Annotated in this window: 4 protein-coding genes; 1 reads left to right on the forward strand and 3 read right to left on the reverse strand. The window is 66.4% G+C overall.

Annotation, left to right across the window (positions count from 1 at the left end):
• Nucleotides 1-13: 13 nt before the first annotated feature.
• Nucleotides 14-637, reverse strand: coding sequence for a PP2C family protein-serine/threonine phosphatase (locus tag ITJ69_RS20105; protein ID WP_194673835.1), 624 nt, complete (start codon nt 635-637; stop codon nt 14-16).
• 317 nt (nt 638-954) lie between these two features.
• Here ITJ69_RS20105 and ITJ69_RS20110 point away from each other — a divergent pair, with 317 nt between their 5' ends.
• Nucleotides 955-2,046: a BLUF domain-containing protein gene (locus tag ITJ69_RS20110; protein ID WP_228549984.1), complete on the forward strand. Its 1,092-nt coding sequence runs from the start codon at nt 955-957 to the stop codon at nt 2,044-2,046.
• Nucleotides 2,047-2,473: 427 nt separating this feature from the next.
• Here ITJ69_RS20110 and ITJ69_RS20115 read toward each other — a convergent pair whose 3' ends face one another.
• Nucleotides 2,474-2,686 (reverse strand): hypothetical protein, encoded by a 213-nt coding sequence (locus ITJ69_RS20115; protein ID WP_194673838.1) that lies wholly within the window; start codon nt 2,684-2,686, stop codon nt 2,474-2,476.
• A complete protein-coding gene (locus ITJ69_RS20120; RefSeq protein ID WP_194673837.1) occupies nt 2,683-3,162 on the reverse strand; it encodes a MarR family winged helix-turn-helix transcriptional regulator in 480 nt (159 codons plus the stop codon). Before ITJ69_RS20120 ends, ITJ69_RS20115 begins: the two co-directional genes overlap by 4 nt.
• Nucleotides 3,163-3,417 lie beyond the last annotated feature (255 nt).

The raw sequence follows: 3,417 nt of genomic DNA on the forward strand, positions 1-3,417 counted from the left end.
CCATCGGTGACGATCAGGAGCAGCTCCCCGGGGCGAGATGGAGGATACGGGGCAGGCGAGGTATCCCGGCGGGTTGCAGGCCGATCGGGAAGTCCGCCGATGGGATCCGTTCAACGGCACCGGTTGTGTGGGCGTGCGCGGTGAGGCCGTGGCCCGCGTCGACGAACTCGATCCGTCCATCCCGGAATCGCAGCCGGGCGTGGAACAAGGTCGCGAACGCAGACGCGCGTTCGAAGTGGTCCCGGGTCGCGGTCTCCGCAGCGTCGACGGCTTCGCCGGGTGGTTCCTGGCGGAACACCTCAAGGCTGCCGAGGAGGTTCGCAGCGAGCACCCCTGAAGCAAGGCCTTTGCCCATGACGTCGCCCACCGTGACCGTGGCGTACCCGCGCTGGCTGTCCACAGTGACATCAGACAGGTCTCCGGAGATCCCTCGCGCAGACCGTGCCGTGGTCGCGATCGTGTACTCGTCGAGCACGGCGGGTGCAGGACGCATCGCTCGCTGGACCGCGTCGATCCAGTAGGAGTCAGCGCTGTCGAGTTCGTCGTCACCGGCCTCGCGTGGGGCGCGCGTGTCGGTCGTCATCTCACCCACGCGATGCGTCGTCTCATCTGCTTCCCCCTGCTCGATGGTATGCAACTCCCGACCCGCTGTGAACGGCGCACAGCCCGCAGGGGTCCGGGATGGTGCCCCTGCGACACCATCCCGGCTGGACGCCGTTGCGTGCAGCAACAGGCGCCCTGTTGACCCAGGAGCATGCTCAAACCGGGTTGCCGGAGACACTAACTCCGATTGATGCGACCGCGATGTCGGCATTTTCACCGACCACTGTCTGCTCCTGCACCGGTACTGTCCGTGATCCATCTGACGCAGCAACCAGTCGCGGGTTGCTGTTTCCTGGAAGCGTGGCCCAGTCTGGGCGAGTAAGACACGCGTGAAGGAAACAGGGGTCCCAGATGTTGTCACTGGTGTACGTGAGCACGATGGCTCGCCCGGTCACGGACGAGGAGCTCGCGGAGATCCTCGTGATCGCCCGGGAGAAGAACCTGCAGCTGGGCATCACCGGGATCCTGGCCCATCAGGGCAGCAACTGCCTCGGGATCATCGAAGGCGACGACGACGACGTCCGGGAGCGGTTCGCCGGGATCCGGCAGGACCCACGCCACATCAACGTCCGTGAAGTGGCCGTCGATCACATCAGTGCGCGGGCATTCCCAGAATGGTCGATGGCGTTCCAATCCGCCGACCCTCTCATCAAGGACATCCCGGGATTTCTCGACCTGTTCACCGACCATCCGGACCCCGTCCCGGGCGGCGGCAACACATCGCGGGCGAAAGCACTCCTGGAGTGGTTCCGGAAGCACCCCCTCGCACCATTGACCGACCAGGGCGTCGGCGATGCGATCGAGCCGCGTCTGCAGATCATCAGCGCCGCGATCATGGTGCTGCACGATGTAGGCGTGGAACGGGCCGACATGGACCAGATCGCCGACACCGCAGGGATCAGCGTCGACGCACTCCGACAGCACTTCCCGACCCGGCAGAGCCTGCTGACCGCCACCGTCGACCGGTGGTCCAGCACCCTGTCTCGGCCCTTGCTGCCCATCGCCGAGCAGTACGGCGCGGTCGCATACCTGCACGCGCTCATCGTCGCGTACTCGGAAGAACCCGCACTGATGCGGCTGCTCGCATCAACCCTTGCAGCAAGCTCCGACCCAGCAAACGAGGGTGCGGACTACTACCGCACCCTGTACCTCCGATTCCGGCAGACCATCCGCACCGCCCTCGAGCACGACATCCGTACTGGTCGAGAACCGAACACGATGGAGCCCGCCCGCGCCACGGAACAGCTCCTCGCCCTCTACGACGGCCTCCGCGTGCAAGCGCTCCTCGTCCCCGGATTCGACATCATCGAAGCCTTCGACCGTGCAGCATCACGCATGCGCCGAGGCTGGTCCGAGGACTACCGCCGCACTGACCTCTTCGAAATCCCACTCGACCGCACCCGCGAACACACTGCACGCCCCGACCTGTTCGGCTCCCAGTAGGGTCGCGCTCCCGTTGGAAGCGCGGGGCGGCCACCGGATAGGTGGCAGCCGCCCCGCTCGCAACGGGAACCACCCCGCTGCTGCTCCACAGTTTGCACCCACCCAGGCTCGTGCTTGCGGAGGTGTGCGGACCGTTCGGGTCATCCCGCACGTCCCCGGGATAGTGCACACTGCTCAACTCTCCTCCGCGGAGAACGCGAACCGAGACGACGATGAGAGATCCGGGGCGTCGATGCCGCGGAGCGCACCGTCTGCATGGACCTGAGCGGGGTCAATCTCCAGGGGTGCGGGGTAACGGCCGATTTCTTGAAGCTCGGCGGTACCCCCGGTGCGTCGTGCGGACCCGAACTGCCCGGCGGACCTTCCACTATCCGACAGTTGTGGGTCTGTGACCAGTCCGCACCATCGCGGACCCATCAGAACCGGGTTACTGCGTGGGGGTGTCTTCTTCGGGGTTGAAGTGCGAGTCGGTATCGGAGTAACCGGCGGCGAGCCCGTCCGGGTGGTTCGGGATGGTGCTGTCGTCACCGAGACCAGCGGGCTTCACCGTGCCATCCGAGTCGGTGGTGGCCACTTCCACGTCGGGCCCCTCGAGGGCACCGTCATCGTTTGGGACGGAGGGTGGGGTGATGTTGCTCATTGTGTCTCCTTCACTGTTCCGGTGCTGGTGGTTGTGGTGCGGTGGAGGGCTGCGACGTCGTTGAGGAACCGGGTGATGATCTCCGCGTCCGCTAGGGGAATGGCGGCACAGAGGGCGGCGATGTGCGCGGCAAGTGGGTCGGTGTCGTCTCGATCCGGTGTAGCCAGAGTCAGCTGCACGTAGCTGGAGCGTCGATCGGTGGGGTTTGGCACTCGCGTGAGAAATCCGGACGCCTCCAACCGGTCTAGCAGGCTCGTCATCGACGGCGTGGTGATGCCGAGGTGCTCGCCGAGCTGCTTCGGCGTGCACGGCTCATCCCGCGCCGACGCAGCCCGGAGGTACCGGAGCGCCTCCCGCTCCGTGATCGACGTGTGTCCTGCGGCCGCCCGAGTGCGCTCAAGCCGCGCAGCCGCATACCGGCACCGCTCGACCGCATCGAGCAACGCGGCCACGGGTACAACAGGCGTCTCCGACATGCCCCCACCGTACAAACTCGGCCGTTCCGCGGCGCTCGGGCGATGGATTACAACAGCCATCCCGCACCTCACAAACTACCTGACCGTACCCGGGTGGTGCTCGGTACCGTTTACGGGGCTGCGCCGCGGAACCCTAGCCGCTGGCCGTCCGAGCTGCTGCTCGGGTTGGAATCGTCACGCGCACCAGCGGACGTCGTAGCGCGAGGGCGCCTGCCCCCTGACCCGAACCACGGGCAGGCGCCCACACCTCACGTC

Origin of the sequence: Curtobacterium sp. VKM Ac-2887 (genome assembly GCF_015350935.1) — a bacterium.
In the GTDB taxonomy this organism is placed as follows: Bacteria; Actinomycetota; Actinomycetes; order Actinomycetales; family Microbacteriaceae; genus Curtobacterium.